The sequence below is a fragment of the Aeromonas sp. 97A genome (genome assembly GCF_051919185.1).
Taxonomy (GTDB): Bacteria; Pseudomonadota; Gammaproteobacteria; order Enterobacterales; family Aeromonadaceae; genus Aeromonas; species Aeromonas veronii.
The window spans coordinates 2,695,272-2,719,025 of record NZ_JBQBFF010000001.1; the positions used below are offsets into that span (position 1 = coordinate 2,695,272).

Consider the following 23,754-nt stretch of genomic DNA (forward strand, 5'->3'; position numbering starts at 1 on the left):
TATTCCACTTCTTCCCGAGTCGCTTGCCAAAGTAGTCGCAAAGCCCTTAACCTGCGATGAATACTTCCGGACACGCATTATGGCTCACCATCCTATTCTGACCGACGATGAGCTGGCCATGCTGCGGGACTTGGGGAGCAATCAGGACACCCATGTTCTGAGTGGTCACCTCGATGCCCCCATGCTTGGCTTGCTGCAAAAAGCCGAACACCTTGTACTCGAAGCCCGCTTCGCAGGTCATCAGCTGCGTTTTCCCCTGAGCTTTACCCAAGGGGAAGATGGCTTCGTCGAGCCCCGGTTATCTGCACCGGTCATCAGGGAGCTGGGGTTTGCCCAACCGCGCGCCTGGCGTCTCACCCAAAAAGCCAAGCTTTGCAGCGAGCTGGGCCTGTTTCAGGTGCTCAGCCTCTCCCTCAACGGCCTCATCGTGGAAAATTTGCCAACCGACATGGTGGCCGATACCCCCATCAACGGCGAGCTCTGCATCGAGCAAGAGGCCCCTCTTCCCTTGCAGGGACGACTGGTAAGGCGCATCAAAGCCAATGCCGACCATGCCACCTGGGCGCTGAGCTTTCAGATGAGCGAGAACAACATCGAACGGCTGCGCCACTGGTTGTTTCAGCGCCATCAGGACGCCTTTACCGAGGCGTATCTGTCCTGATTTTTATCAATAATCACATAGATAAAGACAAACAGGGGAGCGCAAGCCCCCCTGTTTCATCGTCTGTAGCATTCGCTTAGATATAAGCGACTTCTAGCACTTCGTATTCCACATCACCGCCCGGGGTCTTGACGATTGCGACATCGTCCACTTCCTTGCCAATCAGGGCGCGGGCAATGGGGGAGTTGACAGAGATGAGGTTCTGTTTGATATCAGCCTCATCATCACCCACGATGCGGTAAACCACCTCTTCCTCTGTCTCGCTCTTGAGCAGAGTCACAGTCGCGCCAAAAATAACGCGGCCGTTGTTGGTCATCTTGGTGACATCGATCACCTGAGCATTGGAGAGCTTGGCTTCAATCTCCTGAATGCGGCCTTCACAGAACCCCTGCTGCTCGCGAGCGGCATGGTATTCGGCGTTTTCCTTCAGATCGCCGTGCTCACGGGCATCGGCAATCGCTTCGATAATCTGGGGACGAAGCTCGGTCTTGAGATAATCGAGCTCTTCGCGCAGCTTCTCAGCGCCGCGAACAGTCATCGGAGTATGATTCATAGTCGAAACCTGGGTTGCTTGAAAATAGAAACTGCGGCCATCTGCAAGGAGGCCGCAGCAATCGGTTCGGATGAGGCATCTTAATATGAAGCCAACACAAAATCCACGTCAGCCCCCTGATGCAGATCCCACTTGCGTCATCGATATTACCCTCGCTTACTTCCCTTCCGGTACGGAAATGGGGGCCGAAACAGTCGGTTTGCCCTGCATGATGGCGATCTCCACCCGCCGGTTCATCCGACGATTTTCCGGGGTCGTATTGGGCACCAATGGTTGGGAGTCCGCCATCCCCTGCACAACCAGTCGCCCCTGATCAAAACCGGGGACCTTCAGCATCTGGTGCGCCACCGCCACCGCCCGTTGCGACGACAGCTCCCAGTTGGATTGGAACAGCTCATCTTCGGTCGCCACGTTGTCGGTGTGACCGGAGATGGTGATTTCACCCGGCACATCCTTGAGCAGGGTCGCGACCTTGCGAATGACCGGCCAGAACTGGGGCTGCAGAAACGCCGAACCAGCCGGGAACGACGCTTTTTCCCTGATCCGGATGATGATCTGCTGGCCCAGCGCCTCAATTTCGATAGCACCGTCCTGGATCTGATCTTTCATCTGCTCTGCGAGGGCTTTGGCCAGGGTATTGGACTGTTCTTGCGCCTTCTTCGCATCCTGCGCGGTATCGCCCCCCGTCTGTTTGCCATCACTCTTGTCCTGACCACCGGCCTGATCCGACTCGCCGGGCAGAAACTCCAGTTCTGTCTGGGTCAGATCGATAGTCTGCTGCATCACAGTATCAATTGGCGTGGGTTCCGGGCGACCGGGCCTGAACTCCTGGGCAATCACCGAGGTTCCCTTGGGAATATCTTTCACCTCAAGGATGTTCTGTACCCCGAATGCCTTGTCCATGGAACCGGCTATCTGTTTGAACTTCTGCACATCCATCTCGGCAAAGGAGAGCAATAGCACGAAGAAGCACATCAGCAACGACATCAGGTCGGCAAAGGTTCCCATGTAACCAGGGAGCCCTGGTGGCGGGCACTTGCAATCAGACATAACGCCCCCTATTCGGTGCCGGTATTACGTTTGGACTGGTTCAGATAGTTTTGCAGCATGGACTGGATCACCCGCGGATTCTGGCCATCCTGAATCCCCATAATGGCATCAAGGATCAGGGTACGGCTGAGCTTCTCCTCTCCGCTGCGCAGCTCCAGCTTGTCGGCAATCGGGATAGCCAACATATTGGCCTCTATCGCACCGTACAGGGTGGTAAGCAAGGCCACCGCCATCGCCGGCCCGATCGACTTGGGGTCACTCATGTTGGCCAACATGGCCACCAGACCCACCAACGTACCTATCATCCCCATGGCAGGGCCCAGATCCCCAAGGGTACGGAAGACCTTGATGGCAATGACATGGCGCTCGGCTGTCAGGTCGATATCCTTTTCCATCACGGCGCGCACCACTTCGGCATCGTGACCATCCACCAGCATATCGATCCCTTTTTTCATAAATGCATTGGGGATCTCTGCGGCCTCCAGCGCAAGAAAGCCCCCTTTGCGAGCCGCGTCAGCCAGTTCAACGGCTTTGGTAATCAGGTCTTCAAGCTTGTCGCCCTTGTACATAAAGGCTTTACCCGCCACCTTGAATGCCATCAGGAACTGGCCAAGGTTGAACTTCATCATGGCGATGAAGATTGATCCCAATACAGTGATGTAGACCGATGGCATATCAACATACATGCTCATGGGGCCACCCAGCAGCATGCCGTACACCACCACCCCGAAACCCAGCACTATCCCTATCAGACTGCCTAGATCCACGTCCCTACTCCTGTCACCGGTTCTTATGTCTATTTATAGTCTGTTGAATTTTCTGCTATTGCGACCCATGCGGCAAGCATGCATCCACTGAGAATGATGGCTCATTATCGGCCAGTTTAGCGAGAGTTTGAGGGGGGGATGCTTTTCTGCCTCCCCCCTGTGGACGGTCGATGTTAATATAAGCCGTTTTTTTCAATCCCCGAGGATGGACATGGCCAGTAAAAAAATCGACCGTCTGAGTTTTGATGCCACTCTGGAAGAGCTGGAAACCATCGTTCATCAGCTGGAACAAGGTTCCCTACCCCTGGAAGAGGCACTCAAGCAGTTCGAGCAGGGCGTTCATCTGGTACGGGCCGGTCAGCAGAAGCTGGAACTGGCCGAACAGAAGATCCAGATCCTGCTCAGTCAAGCCGATGGCAGTGACCAGCTCGCCCCCTTCCAGCCAGAACAAGGAGAGGAGTGAGTGGCGCTGGACCATTTTTCCCGTCTGCATCGTCAGCGTATTGACGACTGTCTGTCCGCACAACTTGAATCCTTGCCCGCCATGGCGCCACGCCTGCGCGATGCCATGAGTTATGGCCTGCTGCTGGGCGGCAAGCGGGTTCGCCCGTTTCTGGTCTACGCGGTCGGCGAGATGCTGGGCGTCAAGAGCGAGCTGCTGGATGGCCCCGCGGCTGCCGTGGAGTGCATCCACGCCTACTCCCTGCTGCACGATGACCTGCCCGCCATGGATAACGACGACCTGCGTCGTGGTCAGCCAACCGTTCACAAGGCGTTTGACGAAGGAACCGCCATTCTGGCCGGTGATGCGCTGCAGACTCTGGCGTTCTCCATTCTGGCCGATCACCCCATGCCCGACTCCTTGATGGCCAACCGGGTGCGGATGCTGAGTACCCTCGCCCGCGCTTCCGGCTATCTCGGTATGTGTGGCGGTCAGGCGCTGGATCTGCAGGCCGAAGGACGCCAGATCTCGCTCGCCGAGCTGGAGCAGGTACACCGCCACAAGACCGGAGCACTGATTGAATGTGCCGTGGCGCTCGGCGCCCTGTGCAAAGCCGATGTCGATGACGCCACGCTGGCTGCACTGCAAACCTATGCCGCCGCGATTGGCCTCGCCTTTCAGGTGCAGGATGACATCCTCGACATCACAGGTGATACCGCCACCCTGGGCAAGCCGCAAGGTTCTGACCTGGCGCTGGAGAAAAGTACCTATCCGGCCCTGCTCGGACTCGAAAATGCCCGTGAGCTGGCTCGCGAACTGCATGGGAAAGCCTTAACAGCCCTGCAATCCTTGCCCTACAATACCGACATTCTGGAAGCGTTTGCCGATTACATCATCGAGCGAACCCACTAAACGCTGGATAACAGTAACAATATGAGCGTTGATATTAGCAATTTCCCCAACCTGGCCCTCGCGGACACTCCGGTCGAGCTGCGTTCCTTGCCCAAAGATCGGCTGCCGGTGCTGTGCAACGAGCTGCGCGAATATCTGCTGCGCTCAGTCAGCCGCTCCAGCGGACATTTTGCCTCCGGTCTCGGCACGGTCGAACTGACCGTGGCCCTGCACTACGTCTACAACACCCCGTTCGATCGGCTGATCTGGGATGTGGGCCATCAGGCCTATCCCCACAAGATCCTGACCGGGCGCCGTGATCAGATCCACACCATCCGTCAGAAAGATGGTCTGCACCCCTTCCCCTGGCGCGGCGAGAGCGAGTACGACGTGCTCTCCGTCGGCCACTCCAGCACCTCCATCGGTGCGGCGCTCGGTATGGCGGTCGCCGCCGAGAGTGAAGGGCTGGGTCGCAAGGTGGTAGCGGTGATTGGTGATGGTGCCATTACCGCAGGGATGGCTTTTGAAGCGCTCAACCACGCCGGCGATGTTCACAAGGACATGCTGGTGATCCTCAACGACAACGAGATGTCCATCTCCGAGAATGTCGGGGCGCTGAACAACCATCTGGCCCGGGTCATGTCCGGCAAGCTCTACACCACCATCCGCGAAGGCGGCAAGAAGGTGCTGGCGGGTTTGCCACCGGTCAAGGAGCTGGCCAAGCGGGCCGAAGAGCACCTCAAGGGGATGGTGGTGCCCGGCACCCTGTTCGAGGAGTTCGGCTTCAACTATATCGGCCCCATCGACGGTCACGATATCGAGGCACTGGTCGAGACCCTGCGCAACATGCGCAATCTCAAGGGCCCGCAGCTGCTGCATGTCAAGACCAAGAAGGGTAAGGGTTACGAGCCGGCCGAAAAAGACCCTATCGGTTATCATGCCGTGCCCAAGTTCAATCCGGACGAGTGCGCCCTGCCCAAGGCGAGCAGCGCCAAACCCACCTTCTCCGCCATCTTTGGCCAATGGCTGTGCGACATGGCCGCCAAAGACGAAAAGCTGGTCGGCATCACCCCCGCCATGCGCGAAGGCTCGGGGCTGGTAAAATTCAGCCAGCAATATCCGGATCGCTACTTCGATGTGGCCATTGCAGAGCAGCATGCGGTCACGTTCGCCGCGGGTCTTGCCATCGCCGACAAGAAGCCGGTGGTGGCCATCTATTCGAGCTTCCTGCAGCGCGCCTACGATCAGGTGATCCACGACGTAGCGCTGCAAGATCTGCCGGTGCTATTCGCCATCGACCGGGCCGGTCTGGTGGGCGCCGATGGCCCGACCCATCAGGGGGCGTTCGACATCAGCTTCCTGCGCACCGTGCCCAACATGGTAGTGATGACGCCATCTGATGAGAATGAGTGCCGCCAGATGCTCTATACCGGCTATCTCCATCAGGGCCCTGCCGCAGTGCGCTACCCCCGCGGCAGCAGCCTGAGCGACGCCCCCATCTCGTCAGAAATGCAGGCACTGGAGCTCGGCAAGGGACGAATCCTGCGAGAGGGCAAGGGCACTGCCATTCTGGCGTTTGGCACCTTGCTGCACCACGCGAAAGCGGCCGCCGAAGCACTGGATGCCACCCTGGTGGACATGCGCTTTGTCAAACCGATGGATGAGGCGCTGGTGCTGTCGCTGGCGGCCAGCCACGATCACTTCGTCACCATCGAAGACAATGCCATCATGGGCGGCGCCGGTTCGGCGGTGAACGAACTGCTGATGTGCAGCAAGCAGTGCAAGCCGGTGCTCAACCTCGGCTTGCCGGATCGCTTCGTGGAACAGGGTACCCAGCAGGAGATCTATGCCCTGCTCGGTCTGGACGATGCAGGCATCCAGCGCAGCATCGAAAGCTGGCTGCAAGCCTGACGAGACACGATGTGATGCAATAGACTGGAAAATTCACTAACGGTTCGAAAAAATCCCCAGGTAATGCCTGGGGATTTTTTTAAGAAGACAGCAGAATGTGACTACTGTTGTGACGATACCGAATCGACAGCGCTTAGTTACACCCTTCGGTAGAGGCTGAGTTCAGATAGCTCACCTCATTGCCTGGCTGATAATCAGCCACGTTGATGGTCTTCTTGATCTCGATGTACTCCTTCAGCACGGCAGCATCCACCAAACCGGCGTTGATGGTATCGATCTTCGGATAGCCATCACCACCGGAGGCACTGAAGCTCGGGATCGCGAAGCTGTAGGTTGCTGCCGGATCAAACGCCTTGCCACCGATACTGGTGATATTGACGCTCTTGGCCTGACAATCCACCGCCATGTTGATACCGCCAAACTGGGCATAACCACCGGTAGTACGGGTCTTGCTTGCCACCTGGCCCAGATAGGTCGCCAGATCGCTTCCCTTCATGACAGCCTTGTTGACCGTGTTGCCAAAGGGGTGTACCAGCAGCACGCTGCGGTAGGTGATATCACCGGCAGGGATGCTGTCACGGACGCCGCCAGAGTTGACGATACCAAAGTCGACACCCAGCTTGCTGCTGGTCGCCGTGGTGATGAGGCGACCCAGGTTGGTCTGCTTGTTGCGAACCGAGTTGCGATCACCAACCAGCAAGCCATCTGCCGAGCCAATGACAACATTCAGCTCTTGCTGACCTTTCTCCTGATAACCCAGCAGGGTGTTATACAGCTCGGGATCCTTAGTGATCTCGTCCTGTACGAACTGCATCTTGGCCGGGTCCTTGGTCACGGCACCGTTAGCATCGATCGCCTCACCCTTGGCGTTGCGCTTGATGAGGTTGACCGGGATCAGGTCATAGCTGGTCAGGGTCAACTTGCCATTCTGGTACTCAAACTGGGCACGGCCCACATACTTGCCCCACTCGTGAGCCTGCATGATCCAGGTGCCGTTTTGCTGGTCCGGTTGGCAGTTATCACCCGGTTTGAAATTGGCGTACTTGTTGGTGGTGCCCGGTTCCATACAGACCGGATTCTGAGAATGGCCACCAATGATGGCATCCAGAGTCCCTGCCGGCAGTGCACGAGCCATCTCTACATCGCCCGGCGCATTGCTGCCGTGCTGACCATTCTCGTAATGGCCCATGTGAGTGATGGCGAAGACCAGATTGGCCTCCTTGTTGCTGCGGATCTGCTGGCCCAGTTTGGCCGCCTCGCTGGTCGGATCGCGGAACTCCAGGGTCTGAACGTTGTTGGGGTCAACCAGCTGGGCGGTATCCTCGGTGGTCAGGCCCAGTACGGCAACCTTGAGACCACTCTCCAGCTTGAACACCTTGTAGGGGTCAAAGTAGTGTTTGCCACTCGCCTTGTCATAGATGTTGGCCGAGAGCATGGGGAACTGGGCCCACTTGCGCTGCTTCTCCAGCACGCTGAGGGGGTTGTCGAATTCATGGTTGCCCACTGCCATGGCATCGTAACGAATGTTGTTCATCGCCATGAAGTCAGGCTCGGCATCCTGCAGATCGGACTCCGGCACCCCGGTATTCACATCACCACCGGAGAGAACCAGTACGTCACTGCCAGCAGCCTTGGCATCGGCACGCAGCTGTTCGACCAGAGTCTTCTGGGCAGCCATACCATACTCATTTTCAGCGTTGTGCCAGAAACGGCCGTGGGTATCGTTGGTGTGCAGTATGGTCAGTTTGCAGACATTTTCGGTGCAGGGTGCAACGGTGTCATTGGTCGAGGTATTACAGCCAGTCAGTGCAGCAAGCACGGCCAGTGCCACGCCGCCTTTGATAAAGTTATTATTCATTTCCATATCACCTTGATTGTTTTGTTATTTATCAACCCTGTCCAGCGGGTCGGGCGCCAATATAACAAACAACAGATGACCGTTTTTCATCGATGACTCACAAATTCTGCTAATTGTGATCTTCGGCCCAACATCCGGCTTCCTGCTGATTTATCAGGTTTTTTGTTGAGTGGTCACTCACTTGCCCCATCCCGCACCAAGGAGGCGCCACCCGGACGCGCCTTTATGGCATACTCCCCAGCCAGCCATGCCCGAGGAGATGATTTGATGGCCAAGTACGACAAGATTTCCCCCGAGACCCAGCAGGAGGCGATGAAAATTGCCCGTGCCAACCAGAAGCCGGGGCAGACCAAAGAGCAGACCCAGCTTATCGCGCAAGGGATCCAGAAAGGCATCGACGAATACAAGAAACAGATGAAGGCGCGAGCCCGCGAAGCGAGCCGCCAGAAAAAAATGCAGGCCAAAGCCAGACAACCACAGGGTGCGCCCCAAACCGAAGAACAAGACGATCAGCTGGAGCTGGTTGAAGTAAGCCATCAGCATCCCCTGCCCTGGATATTGCTGGTGTTGAGCTGGCTGGGATTTGCTGCAACCTTGTTCTGGTTGCACTAAGAGTGCGCTAGCAAACCTTTATCCGGGATCCTCTTCACAGCCCGGGCCCGGGCTGCTGGTGATTACCTGCGAAGAGTGATTAAATCCCGCGCCTCTTGCACCGGACTCCCTGTTTTTTGACGATCAGTTTTCAGGAAAGATGTTATGAACCCCGCTCCGCTCTATCTGCTGGCCCCTTTTGTACTGTTCCTTGTGACCATGCTGCTCTATCGCATTTCGCCGCTGCGGGCGGTCGCCGCCGGTGGGGTACGCTGGTTTATCCTCCCCGCCTTCACCCTGTTTATTTTGCTGATCATCATCAATGGAGCCGCCGATCCCGCCCTGCGCGATCCGGCATTCCACTGGTTGATGCCGGGCCTTGGCTTTGCCCTGAGCCTGTTTCCGGCCCTGCCCAAGGCGCTGGTGCCACGGCTCGCCATCAAAGAGGGGGCCTTTGCCGCCCTCGGTCTGATGCTGATGAGCCTGGCCATGGTCTACTGAGCAACTGGCCACAGCCGTTAACATGACTCAAGGGGCGCTCTGTGACGGGCGCCCCTTGTACAAACAATGGCCTGCAGGCATCTTGGTGACAGGATAACCAGCAAGGAGGCCAAATGGACAATCCGCCCGATTTCATGGCGTTGTGGGATTATCAGGATCCCGCCGCCAGCGCCCTGCGTTTTCACACCCTTCTTCCCGAAGCGCGCGCCGCCGCCGACCTGCAACTCGAACTGGAGTTGCTGACCCAAATTGCCCGTACCCACTCGCTGCAGCGCCAGTTTGCCGAAGCCCATCAGCTGCTCGACGAGATAGAGCCTCGCCTCACCGATAAAACCCCCAGAGCGCGGATCAGGGCCCTGCTGGAACGAGGCCGCACCTTTAACTCGGCGGGCGACAAAGCCAGTGCCAAACCGCAGTTTGAACAAGCCTGGCAATGGGGGCTCAAGGAGAAGGAGACCTATCTCGCCATCGACGCCGCTCACATGATCGCCATCGCCGCACCACTGGAAGAGCAGAGCCGCTGGCATCAACTGGCGATGGAGCTGGCGGAACGCAGCAGTGACGAGAAGGTGCGCGGCTGGCTGGCCCCCCTTTACAACAATCAGGGCTGGACCCTTTTCGAATTGGGCCGCTTTGATGAGGCGAAAATCCAGCAGCAGAAGTGTCTGGCTTGGCATCTGCAGCATAACCAGCCGGCCAAGGCATTTATCGCCCGCTGGAGTCTGGCTCGCCTGACCCGGGCCCAGGGTCAGCACCAGCAGGCGCTGGCAGAGCTGCACCAGCTCAAGGCCGATATGGCCGAGGCAGGCGAACCTGAGGATGGTTATCTGTTCGAGGAGCTGGGGGAAAATGCCTTGGTGCTGGACGATCCGCTGGCCGCGGAATACTTCTCCCGTGCCTGGTTTCTGCTATCGCAGGACCGCTGGTTCAGCGCCAACGAGGGGGAGCGACTGGCCCGCCTCAAGCGCCTCGCCAAACTCTGATCCCCAAAATAGAAAGGGCGGCACGCTAGCCGCCCTTTCTGCTGGCAAGATGGTTCAGGCCCGATTAGACTCCTCCCACCCCTGCTTTTTACGATAAATGGTGGAGGGGCTGATCTCGAGCAGGGCCGCCGCCTTGGGAATGTTGCCGTCACAGCTGGCGATGGCCTGTTCGATCACCTCTTTCTCCACCAGCCAGAGCGGACGAATTGGCCCGTTGGCCACGCCAGTGGCGGCCGGAGCCGATGCCACCGCTGCCGCAATCGCAGCCGGCAGCTGGGGGCGCACCCCATTGAGCGGTGGCGGCAGAATATCCGGGCTCACCAGCTCCTTGTCATTGAGCACCACGATATTGCGCACCACGTTCTGCAGCTCGCGTACGTTGCCAGGCCAGGGGTAGTCGAGCAGCACTCGCGCCGCCTCGACATCGAAATCCTTGAAGCGTTTGTTCTCCTCCTTGGCGTAGCTTTGCAGCAGGGTGCGCGCCAGCAGCAGGATATCCTCACCCCGCTCCCGCAGTGGCGGCAGGGTAAGCGGAATGACGTGGAGCCGATAGTAGAGATCCTCGCGAAAACGGCCCGCTTTTACCTCGACCAGCGGATCCCGGTTGGTGGCGCAGATAAAGCGCACATCCACCGTCTCGAGCTTGCCGCTGCCGACCCGCTGCACTGTGCCGGTCTGGATAAAGCGCAGCAGCTTGCTCTGCAGATCCAGGTCCATCTCGCAGATCTCGTCGAGAAACAGGGTTCCGCCATCGGCCAGACTGGCTGCCCCTTTGCGATCCCCCTGGGCGCCGGTAAAGGAGCCCTTCACATGACCGAAGATCTCGCTCTCCATCAGATCGTGGGGAATGGCGGCGCAGTTGAGGGCAATAAAGGGCTGCTCGCTGCGGGGACTGCACTGGTGAATCGCCTCGGCACACACCTCTTTGCCGGTGCCGCTCTCGCCAGTGATAAAGACGGTCGCCTTGCTGGGCGCCGCGCTCTCGATGATGCGATAGACCGCCTGCATCGACATGGAGGCACCGATAAAACCGAAGAAGGAGCTGCGCTCGAAGTTTTCCCGATAGTGGGCAACCAGCGAGCTCAACTGCTGGTGTTTCAAGGCATTGCGAACGGTGGCGCAGAGCCGCTTGCTGTCAAACGGCTTGGTCAGAAAATCAAAAGCACCGAGGCGCATCGCCTCCACCGCCACATCCACCGAGCCGTGGGCGGTGATCACCACCACAGAGCAGGGCAACTGCTGTTCGGTGATCATTTGCAGAATATCCATACCGGACATATCCGGCAGCTCCAGATCCAGCAGCACCACGGGGGGAGGACTTGCCAGCAACTGCGCCAACGCTTGCTGACCACAGTCGGCCAGCACCACCTCATACCCCTCCTGGCGCAGGTACTGTTCATAGACCACCGCCAGACTACGGGTATCTTCCACCAGCAGGACACGCGATTTATTTTCAGCCACTGGACTCATCCTTGTATTTGATTCTGCGATCTATTTTGCCTTATTTTCGCGCGCAAACCCAACGCCAAGACAGCTCTGTTATCCCGCGATTGCAGGGAATACACAAGTAAAAACGGCTCCTTAAGGAGCCGTTTTTAACTACAAGAAGGGATTACTTCTTGGCGTCGTCAGCAGTCGGCTTCTCGATAGCCAGCAGCTCAACGTCAAACACCAGCACGGCATTCGCCGGGATGGAGCCTGCACCGTGCTCGCCATAGGCCAGCTTGGACGGCAGGAAGAACTTGAACTTGGAGCCAACCGGCATCAGCTGCACGCCTTCAGTCCAACCCGGGATAACCTGGTTGAGCGGGAAGGTAGCCGGCTCGCCGCGATCGACGGAGCTGTCGAACTTGGTGCCGTCAGTCAGGGTACCGGTGTAGTGAACCTTGACGATATCGGTAGATTTCGGCTTGGCGCCAGTGCCCATCTTCTCGACCACGTACTGCAGGCCGGATTCAGTGCTCTTCACACCCTCTTTCTTGGCGTTGGCAGCCAGGAACTCTTCGCCCTTCTTCAGATTCTCAACGGCGTCTTTCTCGGCCTTGGCCTTGGTCAGCTCGTTGATCTTGGCGTCGTAATCCTGCAGTACCTTCTGGATCTCTTCATCAGTCATCTTGGCTTCTTTGCCCAGACCGTCAGTCACCCCTTTCAGGATCACGGCGTTGTCCAGTTTGATGCCCAGTTCCTGCTGACGCTCCAGGGTATTGGCGATGTAACGACCCATGGAGAGGCCAATTGCGTAGCCAGATTGCTCTTCAAAGCTCTTGGCTTCGGCCTTGGTCGCCTCTGCCGGCTTGCTGGCTTCTGCCTTCACTTCGGCGGTATTGGCCGCAGCAGGCTTCTCGTCTTTTTGGCAAGCAGTCAGACCGACGGCAACGGCCGCCGCCAACAGGGACACCTTCAGAAATTTGTTCATCAGTTTCTCCAAACTCCAAATACCGCTCTCGGTTCCATCGTGAAATGAGAGGTTTATCGTGATAAGCGCCTTATACTAACGCCGTGATCGCAGGTAACAAAAGCGTGAGACCGCAAAAATGATAAAAAGTGCCATTTATCTGGTGAGCCTCTGTTTAATGCTCACCGGTTGCGAGCAAAGCTCCCAACCCAACCAGCAAATGACCCTCGCCAGCACGGGTCTGCTGACCGCAGATCTCTCCAGTGATGGCAAGCAGGCCATCGTCTCCAGCATCAGCCAGGGCATCATCGTCTGGGATCTGGAACAGAACCGTCAACGCTGGCGCTGGAAGCAATCCGACTCTGCGGAAGATCTGGTATTCATTACCCGCTTTTCCGAAGGCAACAGCCATGCCGTCACCGCCACCCCAGACACCTTTGCTACCTGGCGGCTGAACGACGGGCAATCACAAGGCTACTACTCACTTCCTGAATCCAGGCTGAGGGACATCGCGCTCTCTGCCGACGGTCGTTATGTGCTGATCGGGCGGGAAGATGGCAAAGCTGAGTGGCTCGACACCCGAAGCGGCCGTCGCCTGCAGTTTCTGGGGCACACCGAACAGGTCAATACGGTGGATCTCTCCGCCAACGGTCGCTACGCCCTGACCGGCGGCAACGACTACAGCGCCTATCTGTGGGATACCCGTAGCGGGCAGGTGATCTGGCGCTTCAACCATGGTGGCCGGGTGATCATGGCCAGACTGGAGCCGAGCGGCCGCTACGCCTTCACCGCCGACAGCAGCCGGGCCAGCATCTGGGATCTGAAAACCGGCAAGGAGGTGAGTCAGCTGCAATATGATCACCGCTTCGAGGTCTACACCAGCGCCCGCTTTGCCAACGATGGCAAGTGGCTCATCACCGGCGCCCCTTCCCGTCAGCTCTCCCTGTGGCAAGTGAGCGATGGTGCCCTGCTGCAGAGCTGGCGCGTCTCGCCGCAACCCAAGGTGAAACCGCCCAGCGCAGTGGTCTACGGCGTCGCTTTGCGCGACAATAGCCACCTTGTCAGTGCCAGCTCCAGTGGTCTGGCCGAAATCTGGACAATCAAGTAAGGACCCGAAGGCCCATGAGTCAGCAACTTAACGATCGCATCGAAACCCTGGAAACCCGTCTCGCCTATGCGGAATACACCATAGAGCAGCTCAACGACGAGGTGACCACCCAGGGCCGTGAACTCGATCGACTCAAATACCAGATCCAGCTGCTGATCGACAAACTGCAAAGCGTACAGCCCAGCCAGATTGCCAGCATGGCCGAAGAGACCCCGCCACCGCACTACTGATGGGTGTGCAATCAACAAGCTGTCTGCTCAAGACCAATAAAAATCCGAAACCGGCTAAACCGGTTTCGGATTTTTTTATCCAAATGCTCTGACAGCTGCGACTCGGCGCTTCAGAATCAGCCCGCGTTAACCTTTGTAGATCTTGGGGTTAAACACATCCCGCAGCCAGTCACCCAGCAGGTTGATGACCAGCACCAGCACCACCAGACAGATACCCGGGAAGGCGGTGATCCACCAGGAGCCGGAGAAGATGTAGTTGAAGCCGACGCTGATAAGCGAACCGAGCGAGGGCTGATCAACCGGCATCCCCAGACCGAGGAAGGAGAGTGCAGCTTCACTCATGATGGCGTTGGCCACCTGCACGGTGGAGATCACCAGAATGGGCGACAAACAGTTGGGCAGAATGTGGCGGAACATGATGCGCGGGGCGCGGAACCCCATCACCTTGGCCGCTTCCACATACTCCTTCTTCTTCTCCGCCAGCACAGAGGCGCGCACAGTACGGGCGTACTGCGGCCACTCTGCAATACCGATGATCACCACCAGCATCATGATGGCGAACTTCGAGTAGAACTCGGAGCCAAAGGTTGCCTGAAAGATGGCGGAGATGATGATCGCCACCATCATGGTGGAGAACGACAGCTGCACATCGGCAAAGCGCATCAAGAGGTTGTCGATACGACCACCGAAGTAACCGGCAATCAGACCGATGACGATACCAAGCACCAGCTGCAGCGCCACCGCAAACAGGCCGATGGTGAGGGAGATACGGGCGCCATAGAGGATGGTGCTCCAGATATCCCGCCCCTGGTTGTCGGTACCGAGCCAGAAGCGCTCCTCGCCACCTTCGAGCCAGGAGGGGGGCAACTCGGCATCCATCAGATCAAAACTGGTCTGGTCATAGACGTTGTGCGGGGCGAGCCAGGGCGCCAGCAGCGCCGCCAGCACAAATACCACGAACACCGCAAAGCTGAACATGGCTACCTTGTCCCGCAGGAAGTAGTAGACGATGTCAGAGTTCTTGAATCGTGCCCAACGGCTTGGGCTTGCAGTTACAGCGTTACTCATGCTTACCCCTTGGCAGTCAGGTTAACGGTCGGGTTGATCAACCCGTAGAGCAGGTCGACCAGGGTATTGGTCACCACGAAGATCAGTCCCACGAAGATGACGTAGGCGGTGATGAGGGGCGTATCGACCCGGTGGATCGCCTCAAGGAACAGGAAGCCGGTGCCCGGCCACTGGAACACGCTCTCGGTCAGGATGGTGTAGGCCACCATGGTGCCGATCTGCACCCCGCCGACGGTAATGACCGGCAGCATGGTGTTTTTAAGAGCGTGCTGATAGTAGACCTTGTTGTTGTCCAGCCCCTTGGCACGGGCGAACTTGACGTACTCGGAGGAGAGCTGCTCCAGCATCTCGGAGCGCACCAGCCGGATAAACAGCGGCAGCATGATGGAAGATAGCGACACCGCGGGCAGGATCAGGTGCTTGATACCATCCCAGGTGAAGAAGCCCGACTCCCAGCCCAGCAGGTTACGGGTCTCGCCACGGCCATAGGCCGGCAGCCAGCCCAGCTGGATGGAGAAGAGGTACATCAGCATGATGGCAGTCAAAAATACCGGGATCGAGATGCCGATACTGCTCCCCGCCATGATGATCTTGGTGGGGATGCTGCGCGGGCGGATCGCCGAATAGACACCGAGTGGAATGGAGACCACCACGATGATGAGCGCGGCAGCAAACACCAGCTCAAGGGTAGCCACCAGCTTGTCGAGGATCACCTCGAGAGCGGGTCGCTTGAAGAAATAGGAGGTACCCAAATCCCCATGCACCGCATTTTTCAGAAAGCGGCTGTATTTGATGAGGAAGGGATCGTTAAGGCCCATCTTCTCGCGCAACTCGTGACGCTGGGCTTCGGAGACGGATTGTCCCACCAGCTCGCGCAACGGGTCACCAGGTTGTCCTGGATGGAGAAGGCGACCAGGCTGATGACGAACATCACTATCACGGCCTGATAGAACCGTTTCAGCAGGAATGTAAACATGCTTGTCCTTCTACGTGGCCTGTGTCGTGGCACAGGCTTCTGTTAGTGGGCGGAGTGGCCAGCTGACCACCCCGCCCCGTCCTTCCTTGCGACGTTCTCTTACTTGCTGACCACCAGGTCACCCAGGTAAGGGAAGTTCATCACGTTGACCACCGGCTTGATGTCGACGTTCTTCTTGGCGCCATAGGCCAGATCTTCCCAGTGCAACGGCACGTAGGCAGCATCTTCGATCAGCATGGCTTCGACCTTCTTCAGCATCTCGGCACGCTTGGCCGGATCGGTCTCGGCGTTGGCATCCATCACCAGCTTGTCAGCTTCGGCGTTGGCGTAACCGGCGCAGTTGTACTGACCCATACCGGTCTTGGCGTCCTTGGTGAAGGTCAGAAACTCGAAGAAGTTCGCGGTATCTTCGGTGTCGGAGTGCCAGCCGATCAGCTGCATGTCGGCGGCGCACTTGTCAAACTCAGGCCAGTACTGGGCCACCGGCATGGTCTTCAGATCCACCTTGATGTTGATCTTGGCCAGCATGGCGGAGACAGCCTGGGCAATCTTGACGTCGTTGACGTAGCGGGCAGCCGGGGAGATGAAGGTCATCTTGAAGCCTTTCTCGTAACCGGCCTCTTTCATCAGCTCCTTGGCCTTGGCCAGATCATACTGGGGCACCAGCGCCTCGTTGTGACCGGCATAGCCTTTCGGGCTCAGCTGACCAGCAGGGGTACCGAAGCCCTTGTTGATCTTCTCGACAATGCCCACCTGGTTGATGGCGTAGTTGATCGCCTGACGCACGCGCTTGTCTTTCAGCGCCGGATTGGTGTTCTGGTTCAGCTCGATGATGATGGCGCGGGTACCGGACAGGGTGACCAGCTGGGAGTCCTTGCCATTCTTCACGCGCTCCAGATCGTTCGGCGCAACCGGATAGATCATGTCCACGTCGCCACCCAGCAGGGCTGCAACACGGGTCGCATCTTCCTTGATCGGCACCACGGTCAGGTTCTCGACGTTACCCTTGGAGGCTTTGTCCCAGTAGTTGGCGTTGCGTGCATAATCCAGCTTCACACCCTGCTCGCGGAACTTGACGGTGAACGGGCCAGTACCGGAGACGTGGGTAGAGGCATAGGAGTCGCCGTTTTTGACGATCTCGGCCTTGTCTTTGCCCGCGTCGGTCTTGCCGGTGTAGAACTTGGAGTCCATCGGGAAGATGTAGGTGACGGTCTGCAGCACCAGCGGGAAGGGCTTGGCAGTGATCAGATCGACGGTGTAGTCATCGACCTTCTTCACTTCGCTGATGGGATCGAAGATCGCCTTGAAGTCGACGGAGGATTTCAGGCGGTTGACGGTCCACACCACGTCGTCTGCGGTGAAGTCGTTACCGGAGTGGAACTTGACCCCTTTACGCAGGTGGAAGCGGACGGTCTTGTCGTCAATACGCTCATACTTCTCGGCCAGACGGGGCTCGAACTGCAGGTCCTGGGTGTAACGCATCAGGGGATCGAATACCAGGTGCGACATCTCCAGGGTCTGACCGGAGAGCTGCTCCTGCGGATCCAGCGAAGTGGCGTCAGAAGCGACACCCACCTTGATATCAGCGGCTGAGACACTGAAGGCGAAACCGGCGGCAAACAGCGCCAGGGCAATCTTGGACAATCCTTTCTTCATCTTGTTCTCCATGCTTTTGGCTTTCTTATGACACTTTTTTGACAAGCAGACCGGCGCACCGGCGCTCTCCTAGCTTGCGATTTCCAGCCCCTCGCGGGACATTCCCTTGAACTCCGGCATGAGGGAGATCAGCTTGCGGCTGTACTCATGCTCGGCATTGGTAAAGAGTTTCTCGGTCTCGGCCACCTCCACCAAATGACCGTGCTGCATCACCCCGATGCGGTCGCACATCTGGCGGATCACCGGCAGATCGTGGCTGATAAACAGCATGGTGAGCTTGAGCTCCTGCTGCAGATCCTTGAGCAGGTTGAGGATCTGGGCCTGCACCGACACATCCAGCGCCGAGGTCGGCTCATCGCAGATAAGGAAGCGCGGGCGAGTGGCCAGGGCGCGGGCAATGGAGATGCGCTGGCGCTGGCCGCCGGAGAACTCGTGGGGATACTTGACCCCGGCACCACGACCGAGACCTACGTGATCCAGCAGATCGCCGACAATCCCCTCGATCTGGCTCTCGCTGCTCGCCAGCTGATGGAAGCGGATCGGCTCGGCAATGATGTCGCGCACCTTCATCCGCGGGTTCATCGACGAATAGGGGTTCTGGAACACCATCTGCATCTGGCGACGCAGCGGGCGACGCTCGCGCTCGCTCTTGAGGGCGGTGAGATCGATCCCCTCAAAGAAGATTTTGCCGGTATCAGGCGGATAGAGACCGGTGATGGCGCGGGCAATGGTCGATTTGCCGGAGCCGGACTCCCCCACCAGACCGAAGGTCTCCCCTTCGAAGATCTCGAAGCTGATGTTGTTGCAAGCGCGTACATACTGGCGGCGGCTCGGGAAGATGGAGTCCTTGGTGACGAATTTCAGATCGACGTTCTCCACCCGCAGCAGCGCCCCTTCATAGGCACGCTCGTCCTGACTCTGGCCGAGCCAGTGGGTCTTGAGGTCGATATTGGTATCCGGCGCACTGGCATCCTCGATATAGGAGACCAGCGGGAAGCGCACCAGCTTCACATCGGAGCGGGGGACCGCCGAGATGAGGCTGCGGGTATAGGGGTGATTGGGGCTGCCCAGCACCTGTTCGGTCAGGCCGAACTCCACCAGATCGCCGCGATACATCACCGCCACCTTGTCGGTAACGTTGGAGACCACGCCCATGTCGTGGGTCACCAGCATGCAGCCCACCTGACGCTCTTTGCAGAGGGCGCGGATAAGCTGGAGGATCTGATCCTGAATGGAGACGTCAAGCGCCGTGGTCGGCTCGTCGGCGATGATCAGCTCCGGATCGCAGGAGAGCGCGATGGCGATAACCACCCGCTGACGCATGCCACCGGAGAACTGGTGCGGATACTGCTTGATGCGCAGCTCCGGCTGCGGAATACCCACAGCCCCCATCAGCTCCAGCGACTTGGCAAAAGCGGCTTCGCGAGAGAGGTCGGTATTGGCCAGAATGGTCTCCACCAGCTGATGCTCAACGGTGAACAGCGGGTTGAGGGAGGTCATGGGGTCCTGGAATATGAACCCGATACGGGAGCCACGGATGGCCCGCATCTCGTTCTGGCTCTTGCCGGAGATGAGCTCGCCATTGAGATAGATATCACCGCGGGCGATGCGACCCGGCGGGCTCAGGAGATCGATAACGGCGTTGCCGATGGTGGACTTGCCGGCGCCGGATTCACCGACCACCCCGACAATCTCACCCTTTTCGATAGAGAAAGAGAGATCCTTCACCGCGGCCAGCACCCCGTAGCGGGAGGGGTACTCGATCCGCAAGTTCTTTACTTCGAGCAAGGACATGTTTACCTCTGCGGGGGACATCCGTCCCAAATAATTCGTCCGTAAATCAGCCGCAGATGCCGGTTGTTACCTTGGGCAATATTTGCTCAATCCATGAGGCAGCGAAACCAGCGATCCGGGCGGGTTTTTTGCATTTTTTTGGAATAACCCGCGAGTAACTTAGACGGTTTGACCACGGGTGTAAATGATTGAGTTATACAATTCTGCAATGTTTTGTGCAGATAACCACCAATTCGACAGAGATAAATGATGATTTTCATCACACAAATGGCCGGTGCGTCCGCACATCTATTGGTATCATTACTTTAATTTCAACAACAACGCAACAAGCAGCATTTATCACTATTTCCAAAACAATCACGAGCCCCGAATGAGTAGTGAATATTTATGTGAAATGGATGATAAACGGCAGCATATGCCGATGAATGAAAATTAAGCAGATATAAATCGGGGGATGCCAGAACGGTCATCCCCCGGAAGATGGCTCTCAGCCGAGCCAGAATGCCAGTAATTGCATACAAAACAGGGCGAACAGGCCAGCGATCAGATCGTCCAGCATGATACCCAGGCCACCGTGGATCCGGCGATCAAACCAGGAGATGGGCCAGGGCTTGAGCACGTCAAACAACCGGAACAGCGCGAAGCCCGCCACCACCCACTCCCAGCCGGCAGGCGCGGCGATCATGGTGACGCCAAAACCGATCACCTCGTCCCAGACGATGGCGCCGTGATCCGGCATGCCGATGGCATCGGTGGCGCTCTGGCAGATACGGATCCCCACGACAAAACCCACCGCCAGCAAGGCGATAAACCAATAGGTCGGCAGCCCGCTCACCAGCAGGTAGAGCGGAATGGCCGCCAGGGTGCCCATGGTGCCCGGCGCTTTGGGGCTGAGACCGGAACCAAACCCCACCGCCAAAAAATGAAGCGGATTTTTCAGATCCAGTCGTGTCAGCTCGGGCTTTATCCTGAACAAACTCATGCGAAGTGATCCCACCCTTTCAGTTGCAACTCGACCGCTTGGTCGCCACGCAGGTAGTCGATGCCCGGCTCGCCCGCCACGATGCGGCCGATACGGCTGAACTTGACCCCGCTGTGGGCCAGCGCCGTATCGAGCGCGCCGCGGTGCTCCTCCGGTACGGTGAAGCAGAGCTCGTAGTCATCGCCACCGGCCAGCGCCAGTTGCCACGCCTCCTGCTCGCTCACCGCATCCTGCAGCACCGGCGAGAGCGGTAGCAGATCGAGATCGATCTGGGCCCGTACACCGGAGGCCTTGAGGATATGGCCGAGATCCGATGCCAGACCATCGGAGAGATCCAGCGCACTACCCGCCAGCCCGCGCAAGGCCTGACCGGCCAGAATGCGGGGATGGGGGTGGTCGAGCCGTGGCAGCACCGCAGCCAGCTGGTTCTCGTTGAGGGTGCGTTTGCCCAGCAGGTGGGAGAGCGCCAGCGCGGCATCACCCAGAGTGCCGGTCACATAGATGCCGTCACCGGCTTTGGCACCGCTGCGCATCAGGGCGCGCCCGGCAGGCACCGATCCCTTCACCGAGATGGTGATGGAGAGCGGCCCGCGGGTCATGTCTCCGCCCACCAGCGCCACATTGTAGTACTCGGCCAGCTCCAGAAACCCTTCGGCAAACCCGGCAACCCAACCTTCGTTGATGGCAGGCAGAGTCAGCGCCAGCGACACCCAGCGCGGCTCGGCCCCCATGGCGGCGAGATCGGAGAGATTGACCGCCAGCGCCTTGTAGCCGAGATCCACCGGATCCATGTCGGGAAAGAAGTGTACGCCGCTCACCAGAGTGTCGGTGCTCACCGCCAGTTGGGTATCGGGGGGCAGGGTCAGCAGGGCACAGTCATCTCCAGGGCCCATCACCACGTCCTTGCGGGCGTGGGGGACCTTGAAGTACTTATCAATCAGCTCAAATTCACCCATACAGTAAAAAGCCAGCAATAAGCTGGCTCCTCTCTTAGATGCTGACGGACAGCAGGATCAACGCTTGTTCAGCGACTTGATCACCTTGTCCAGTACACCGTTGACAAACTTGTGGCTGTCATCGGCAGCAAAAGCTTTGGCCAGCTCGATCGCTTCGTTGATGACCACGCGCGGCGGTACATCATCACGACGGGTCAGCTCGTAGGTCGCCAGACGCAGGATCGCCTTGTCCACCATGTCCACTTCTTCCAGCGGACGGGAGAGGAAAGGTGCAAACACCTTATCCAGCTCGCTGCAGTGGAGGGCTACCCCGAACAGCAGATCGCGGAAATAGTTCAGGTCTACACCCTTGGTGTCCTGATCGATCTTGAACTGCTCTTCGATGTCACCCACGTTAGCCTTGGTCATCTGCCACTGGTAGATGGCCTGGGTGGCGCAATGGCGGGCTTTACGGCGCTCAGACGGTTTCAATGTACTTCTCCTCGTTACACGTCCAGTTCTTTCAGGACGTTGATCATTTCGAGCGCTGCCAGTGCAGCCTCTGCACCCTTGTTACCCGCCTTGGTACCTGCACGCTCGATGGCTTGTTCAATGTTTTCAGTGGTCAACACACCGAAGGCAACGGGAATTTCATATTCCATCATTACCTGGGCCATGCCCTTGCTGTTCTCGTTTGCCACCAGGTCGAAGTGGTAGGTGCCGCCACGGATGACAGTACCGACCGCCACGATGGCGTCGTATTGACCACTCTTGGCCAGCTTCTTGATGACCAATGGCATTTCAACCGCGCCCGGCACTTTTACCAGTGTCAGGTTGCTGTCCTGCACTTGACCTTGACGCTTCAGTACGTCCACCGCGCCGTTCACCAGACTATCGTTGATGAAGCTGTTGAAACGGGCAACAACAATAGCAACGCGCGCCTCAGGAGCGGCGATATTTCCTTCGATAACCTTCATTGGAAATCCTGTATCTGTGCAATCAAAAGGGCCGGAGTCAAAAGTGCGCACATTCTAGCACAACAGACCCACGACAAAAACCATGGCCGCAATAGACGGCCATGATCGCGATTTAACCAGTCCGACGCGCTTACTCGCCGGTAAATTCCACGACTTCCAGACCGAAACCGCCCGAAAGGGGATGGTACTTCTCTGGTGGAACTTTACTCGCCTACGTACTCAACCACTTCCAGACCGAAACCACCCGGAAGGGGATGGTACTTCTCTGGTAGAGCTTTACTCGCCGACGTACTCAACCACTTCCAGACCGAAACCACCGAGGGCATGGTACTTCTTCGGCGAGCTCAGCAGGCGCATCTTGCTCACGCCAAGGGCCTTGAGGATCTGGGAACCCACACCAACCCGGCGCGAGGTGCCCTGCCACTTGGCCCCTTCCGGTGCCAGTCCCTTGTCGGCGGCTTCAAAACCCTTGACCCTAGCCAGCAGCTCGGCGCCGTGGGATTCAGCCCCCAAAATCACCAGCACCCCGCCTTCGTCAGCGATGCGGGCCATGGATTTGGGCAGCGGCCAGCTGCGGGCGGCGTGGCGGTCGGTCAGCAGCAGATCGCTCAGCACATCGTGCAGATGGACGCGCACCAGAGTCGGCTGGTCGGCCTGCACCTCACCCTTTTTCAGGGCGAAGTGAACCTGATTGTCGATGGTATCGCGGAAGGTGATGAGGTCAAACTCGCCAAACTCGGTCGGCAGCTTGCACTCGGCCACCTTCTCGACCGTGGTCTCGTGCTGGTTGCGGTACTCGATCAGGTCGGCGATGGTGCCAAGCTTGATGCCGTGCTCCTCGGCGAACACCTCCAGATCCGGACGGCGCGCCATGGTGCCATCTTCGTTGAGGATCTCGACGATGACGGCGGCTGGCTCGAAACCGGCCAGACGGGCCAGATCGCAGCCCGCTTCGGTGTGACCGGCACGGGTCAGCACGCCGCCATCCTGCGCCATCAGCGGGAAGATGTGGCCCGGCTGCACCAGATCGGCCGCCTTGGCATTGGGAGCGACAGCCGCCTGCACGGTCACCGCACGATCGGCGGCGGAGATACCTGTGGTCACCCCTTCTGCCGCCTCGATGGAGACGGTAAAGGCGGTGGAGAACTGGGCATTGTTGCGATCCACCATCAGCGGCAGCGCCAATTGCTTGCAGCGATCCCGGGTTAATGTCAGGCAGATGAGGCCACGGCCGTAGCGGGCCATGAAGTTGATATCCTCCGGACGGACGCAGGAGGCGGCCATGATGAGGTCCCCTTCGTTCTCCCTGTCTTCGTCATCCATCAGGATCACCATCTTGCCCGCCTTGATATCGGCAATGATTTCCTGGGTTGTGCTCAGCGCCATGGGCTACTCCATCAACATGCTTCGGGGATTGAGCCTGCC

At 58.2% G+C, this 23,754-nt stretch carries 23 protein-coding genes and 1 pseudogene; 9 read left to right on the forward strand and 15 right to left on the reverse strand.

Annotated elements, in window-relative coordinates; all coding sequences use genetic code 11:
- The first annotated feature begins 79 nt into the window (after positions 1-79).
- Positions 80-661: a PilZ domain-containing protein gene (locus ACTG27_RS12005; RefSeq protein ID WP_127006339.1), complete on the forward strand. Its 582-nt coding sequence runs from the start codon at positions 80-82 to the stop codon at positions 659-661.
- Between the two features lie 76 nt (positions 662-737).
- On the opposite strand, the gene greA is transcribed toward ACTG27_RS12005, so the two are convergent.
- The 3 genes from greA to pomA form a co-directional block, all read right to left on the reverse strand.
- A complete protein-coding gene (gene greA, locus ACTG27_RS12010) occupies positions 738-1,214 on the reverse strand; it encodes a transcription elongation factor GreA (RefSeq protein WP_005338833.1) in 477 nt (158 codons plus the stop codon).
- A 156-nt stretch (positions 1,215-1,370) separates the two neighbouring features.
- Positions 1,371-2,264: a flagellar motor protein MotB gene (locus ACTG27_RS12015; protein WP_005349528.1), complete on the reverse strand. Its 894-nt coding sequence runs from the start codon at positions 2,262-2,264 to the stop codon at positions 1,371-1,373.
- Between the two features lie 8 nt (positions 2,265-2,272).
- Positions 2,273-3,031, reverse strand: a complete 759-nt coding sequence (pomA, locus tag ACTG27_RS12020) for a flagellar motor protein PomA (protein WP_005349525.1) — start codon at positions 3,029-3,031, stop codon at positions 2,273-2,275.
- A 211-nt stretch (positions 3,032-3,242) separates the two neighbouring features.
- Between pomA and xseB the strand changes: the two genes are divergently transcribed.
- From xseB to dxs, 3 genes are read left to right on the forward strand one after another with little or no spacing between them, the layout of a single operon-like run.
- A complete protein-coding gene (gene xseB / locus ACTG27_RS12025; RefSeq protein ID WP_005338838.1) occupies positions 3,243-3,494 on the forward strand; it encodes an exodeoxyribonuclease VII small subunit in 252 nt (83 codons plus the stop codon).
- The gene (gene ispA / locus ACTG27_RS12030; RefSeq protein WP_005349523.1) at positions 3,495-4,385 is read left to right on the forward strand and encodes a (2E,6E)-farnesyl diphosphate synthase; all 891 of its coding nucleotides are present in this window, start codon (positions 3,495-3,497) and stop codon (positions 4,383-4,385) included.
- Positions 4,386-4,406: 21 nt separating this feature from the next.
- A complete protein-coding gene (dxs, locus tag ACTG27_RS12035; RefSeq protein WP_429059900.1) occupies positions 4,407-6,275 on the forward strand; it encodes a 1-deoxy-D-xylulose-5-phosphate synthase in 1,869 nt (622 codons plus the stop codon).
- 133 nt (positions 6,276-6,408) lie between these two features.
- On the opposite strand, the gene ushA is transcribed toward dxs, so the two are convergent.
- Positions 6,409-8,133, reverse strand: coding sequence for a bifunctional UDP-sugar hydrolase/5'-nucleotidase UshA (gene ushA, locus ACTG27_RS12040; protein WP_439979725.1), 1,725 nt, complete (start codon positions 8,131-8,133; stop codon positions 6,409-6,411).
- A gap of 267 nt (positions 8,134-8,400) precedes the next feature.
- On the opposite strand from ushA, the gene ACTG27_RS12045 reads away from it, so the two are divergent.
- From ACTG27_RS12045 to ACTG27_RS12055, 3 genes are all read left to right on the forward strand, one after another.
- On the forward strand, positions 8,401-8,745 hold the full coding sequence (locus tag ACTG27_RS12045; RefSeq protein ID WP_151286998.1) for a DUF2956 domain-containing protein: 345 nt from the start codon (positions 8,401-8,403) through the stop codon (positions 8,743-8,745).
- Between the two features lie 144 nt (positions 8,746-8,889).
- A complete protein-coding gene (locus ACTG27_RS12050) occupies positions 8,890-9,225 on the forward strand; it encodes a hypothetical protein (protein ID WP_005358483.1) in 336 nt (111 codons plus the stop codon).
- Between the two features lie 113 nt (positions 9,226-9,338).
- A complete protein-coding gene (locus tag ACTG27_RS12055; protein WP_058057826.1) occupies positions 9,339-10,208 on the forward strand; it encodes a hypothetical protein in 870 nt (289 codons plus the stop codon).
- A gap of 54 nt (positions 10,209-10,262) precedes the next feature.
- Here ACTG27_RS12055 and ACTG27_RS12060 read toward each other — a convergent pair whose 3' ends face one another.
- Together ACTG27_RS12060 and fkpA are read right to left on the reverse strand one after the other, a co-directional pair.
- On the reverse strand, positions 10,263-11,669 hold the full coding sequence (locus ACTG27_RS12060) for a sigma-54-dependent transcriptional regulator (protein ID WP_005348258.1): 1,407 nt from the start codon (positions 11,667-11,669) through the stop codon (positions 10,263-10,265).
- A 151-nt stretch (positions 11,670-11,820) separates the two neighbouring features.
- Positions 11,821-12,624 (reverse strand): FKBP-type peptidyl-prolyl cis-trans isomerase, encoded by an 804-nt coding sequence (gene fkpA, locus ACTG27_RS12065; RefSeq protein WP_005335283.1) that lies wholly within the window; start codon positions 12,622-12,624, stop codon positions 11,821-11,823.
- A gap of 118 nt (positions 12,625-12,742) precedes the next feature.
- Here fkpA and ACTG27_RS12070 point away from each other — a divergent pair, with 118 nt between their 5' ends.
- Both ACTG27_RS12070 and ACTG27_RS12075 read left to right on the forward strand, forming a co-directional pair.
- On the forward strand, positions 12,743-13,711 hold the full coding sequence (locus ACTG27_RS12070; RefSeq protein ID WP_005349516.1) for a hypothetical protein: 969 nt from the start codon (positions 12,743-12,745) through the stop codon (positions 13,709-13,711).
- A gap of 14 nt (positions 13,712-13,725) precedes the next feature.
- Positions 13,726-13,941, forward strand: a complete 216-nt coding sequence (locus tag ACTG27_RS12075) for a SlyX family protein (RefSeq protein ID WP_005335285.1) — start codon at positions 13,726-13,728, stop codon at positions 13,939-13,941.
- A 126-nt stretch (positions 13,942-14,067) separates the two neighbouring features.
- Here the strand turns inward: ACTG27_RS12075 and ACTG27_RS12080 are convergent, their stop codons facing one another.
- The 9 genes and pseudogenes from ACTG27_RS12080 to ribBA all read right to left on the reverse strand — a co-directional run bounded on the left by ACTG27_RS12080 (position 14,068) and on the right by ribBA (position 23,715).
- On the reverse strand, positions 14,068-15,009 hold the full coding sequence (locus tag ACTG27_RS12080) for an ABC transporter permease (RefSeq protein ID WP_040068611.1): 942 nt from the start codon (positions 15,007-15,009) through the stop codon (positions 14,068-14,070).
- Between the two features lie 2 nt (positions 15,010-15,011).
- Positions 15,012-15,985 (reverse strand): annotated as a pseudogene (locus ACTG27_RS12085) (ABC transporter permease).
- A 99-nt stretch (positions 15,986-16,084) separates the two neighbouring features.
- Complete coding sequence (locus ACTG27_RS12090; RefSeq protein ID WP_439979726.1) at positions 16,085-17,641, reverse strand: ABC transporter substrate-binding protein; 1,557 nt, start codon at positions 17,639-17,641, stop codon at positions 16,085-16,087.
- A 69-nt stretch (positions 17,642-17,710) separates the two neighbouring features.
- Positions 17,711-19,435 (reverse strand): dipeptide ABC transporter ATP-binding protein, encoded by a 1,725-nt coding sequence (locus ACTG27_RS12095; protein WP_236321221.1) that lies wholly within the window; start codon positions 19,433-19,435, stop codon positions 17,711-17,713.
- 487 nt (positions 19,436-19,922) lie between these two features.
- On the reverse strand, positions 19,923-20,417 hold the full coding sequence (locus ACTG27_RS12100; protein ID WP_021230380.1) for a phosphatidylglycerophosphatase A family protein: 495 nt from the start codon (positions 20,415-20,417) through the stop codon (positions 19,923-19,925).
- Positions 20,414-21,373, reverse strand: coding sequence for a thiamine-phosphate kinase (thiL, locus tag ACTG27_RS12105; RefSeq protein WP_026034998.1), 960 nt, complete (start codon positions 21,371-21,373; stop codon positions 20,414-20,416). The genes ACTG27_RS12100 and thiL overlap by 4 nt, the downstream gene beginning before the upstream one ends.
- Positions 21,374-21,430: 57 nt before the next feature.
- Positions 21,431-21,844, reverse strand: coding sequence for a transcription antitermination factor NusB (gene nusB / locus ACTG27_RS12110; protein WP_005343514.1), 414 nt, complete (start codon positions 21,842-21,844; stop codon positions 21,431-21,433).
- Between the two features lie 14 nt (positions 21,845-21,858).
- Positions 21,859-22,329 carry a 6,7-dimethyl-8-ribityllumazine synthase gene (gene ribH / locus ACTG27_RS12115; protein WP_005338866.1) on the reverse strand — a complete coding sequence of 157 codons (471 nt, stop codon included), beginning with the start codon at positions 22,327-22,329 and terminating at the stop codon, positions 21,859-21,861.
- Between the two features lie 276 nt (positions 22,330-22,605).
- Positions 22,606-23,715, reverse strand: a complete 1,110-nt coding sequence (gene ribBA, locus ACTG27_RS12120) for a bifunctional 3,4-dihydroxy-2-butanone-4-phosphate synthase/GTP cyclohydrolase II (protein ID WP_005358461.1) — start codon at positions 23,713-23,715, stop codon at positions 22,606-22,608.
- Between the last annotated feature and the right edge of the window lie 39 nt (positions 23,716-23,754).

Bases quoted from the DNA above. Each gene is read 5' to 3' on its own strand.
- ACTG27_RS12100 (WP_021230380.1), bottom strand. From the start codon at position 20,417: ATGAGTTTGTTCAGGATAAAGCCCGAGCTGACACGACTGGATCTGAAA.
- ACTG27_RS12005 (WP_127006339.1), top strand. From the start codon at position 80: ATGGCTCACCATCCTATTCTGACCGACGATGAGCTGGCCATGCTGCGG.
- xseB (WP_005338838.1), top strand. From the start codon at position 3,243: ATGGCCAGTAAAAAAATCGACCGTCTGAGTTTTGATGCCACTCTGGAA.
- ACTG27_RS12015 (WP_005349528.1), bottom strand. From the start codon at position 2,264: ATGTCTGATTGCAAGTGCCCGCCACCAGGGCTCCCTGGTTACATGGGA.
- ACTG27_RS12080 (WP_040068611.1), bottom strand. From the start codon at position 15,009: ATGAGTAACGCTGTAACTGCAAGCCCAAGCCGTTGGGCACGATTCAAG.
- ACTG27_RS12095 (WP_236321221.1), bottom strand. From the start codon at position 19,435: ATGTCCTTGCTCGAAGTAAAGAACTTGCGGATCGAGTACCCCTCCCGC.
- ACTG27_RS12050 (WP_005358483.1), top strand. From the start codon at position 8,890: ATGAACCCCGCTCCGCTCTATCTGCTGGCCCCTTTTGTACTGTTCCTT.
- ribBA (WP_005358461.1), bottom strand. From the start codon at position 23,715: ATGGCGCTGAGCACAACCCAGGAAATCATTGCCGATATCAAGGCGGGC.
- ACTG27_RS12090 (WP_439979726.1), bottom strand. From the start codon at position 17,641: ATGAAGAAAGGATTGTCCAAGATTGCCCTGGCGCTGTTTGCCGCCGGT.
- thiL (WP_026034998.1), bottom strand. From the start codon at position 21,373: ATGGGTGAATTTGAGCTGATTGATAAGTACTTCAAGGTCCCCCACGCC.
- dxs (WP_429059900.1), top strand. From the start codon at position 4,407: ATGAGCGTTGATATTAGCAATTTCCCCAACCTGGCCCTCGCGGACACT.
- ACTG27_RS12075 (WP_005335285.1), top strand. From the start codon at position 13,726: ATGAGTCAGCAACTTAACGATCGCATCGAAACCCTGGAAACCCGTCTC.
- ushA (WP_439979725.1), bottom strand. From the start codon at position 8,133: ATGAATAATAACTTTATCAAAGGCGGCGTGGCACTGGCCGTGCTTGCT.
- ACTG27_RS12055 (WP_058057826.1), top strand. From the start codon at position 9,339: ATGGACAATCCGCCCGATTTCATGGCGTTGTGGGATTATCAGGATCCC.
- ACTG27_RS12045 (WP_151286998.1), top strand. From the start codon at position 8,401: ATGGCCAAGTACGACAAGATTTCCCCCGAGACCCAGCAGGAGGCGATG.
- greA (WP_005338833.1), bottom strand. From the start codon at position 1,214: ATGAATCATACTCCGATGACTGTTCGCGGCGCTGAGAAGCTGCGCGAA.
- ACTG27_RS12070 (WP_005349516.1), top strand. From the start codon at position 12,743: ATGATAAAAAGTGCCATTTATCTGGTGAGCCTCTGTTTAATGCTCACC.
- fkpA (WP_005335283.1), bottom strand. From the start codon at position 12,624: ATGAACAAATTTCTGAAGGTGTCCCTGTTGGCGGCGGCCGTTGCCGTC.
- ribH (WP_005338866.1), bottom strand. From the start codon at position 22,329: ATGAAGGTTATCGAAGGAAATATCGCCGCTCCTGAGGCGCGCGTTGCT.